The sequence below is a fragment of the Gottfriedia acidiceleris genome (genome assembly GCF_036421055.1).
Lineage (GTDB): Bacteria > Bacillota > Bacilli > Bacillales > Bacillaceae_G > Gottfriedia > Gottfriedia acidiceleris_C.
In genome coordinates this window covers 1-746 of sequence record NZ_JAZGQS010000044.1, presented here as the reverse complement: position 1 = coordinate 746, position 746 = coordinate 1, and the positions used below count along the sequence as shown (strand labels likewise).

The window sequence follows — 746 nt, the reverse complement described above, 5'->3', positions numbered from 1 at the left end:
TGCTTCCGACGGGATTTCTCGTGTCCCGCCGTACTCAGGATCCACTCTGGAGGGAACGAAGTTTCAACTACAGGGCTTTTACCTTCTCTGGCCGGCCTTTCCAGACCTGTTCATTTACCTCGTTCCTTTGTAACTCCGTATAGAGTGTCCTACAACCCCAGGAGGCAAGCCTCCTGGTTTGGGCTAATCCCGTTTCGCTCGCCGCTACTCAGGGAATCGCGTTTGCTTTCTCTTCCTCCGGGTACTTAGATGTTTCAGTTCCCCGGGTCTGCCTTCCATACCCTATGTATTCAGATAAGGATCCTATCCCATTACGGATAGGGGGTTTCCCCATTCGGAAATCTCCGGATCAAAGCTTACTTACAGCTCCCCGAAGCATATCGGTGTTAGTACCGTCCTTCATCGGCTCCTAGTGCCAAGGCATTCACCGTGCGCCCTTTCTAACTTAACCGTATTTGACAGGTTCATCGAAGATGAACAGTATCAAAGGTTTTTAACTCTATTTAACATAGAGAGAATTCACTAAAATGGCGATTACTCGGTTATTGCTTCTTCATAACATTATCTAGTTTTCAAAGAACGAATCTTTCATTGAGAGATTGAACTCTCAAAACTGAACGAACAAAGAACGTCACGTTTCTTGTAAATATTCCTTAGAAAGGAGGTGATCCAGCCGCACCTTCCGATACGGCTACCTTGTTACGACTTCACCCCAATCATCTGTCCCACCTTAGGCGGCTGGCTCC

At 47.3% G+C, this 746-nt stretch carries 2 rRNA genes; both read right to left on the bottom strand.

Features of this window, described 5'->3' with window-relative positions:
* A 23S ribosomal RNA gene (locus tag RAH41_RS22440) occupies positions 1-451 on the bottom strand; the annotation flags it as partial.
* Between the two features lie 206 nt (positions 452-657).
* Positions 658-746, bottom strand: a 16S ribosomal RNA gene (locus RAH41_RS22435); the annotation flags it as partial.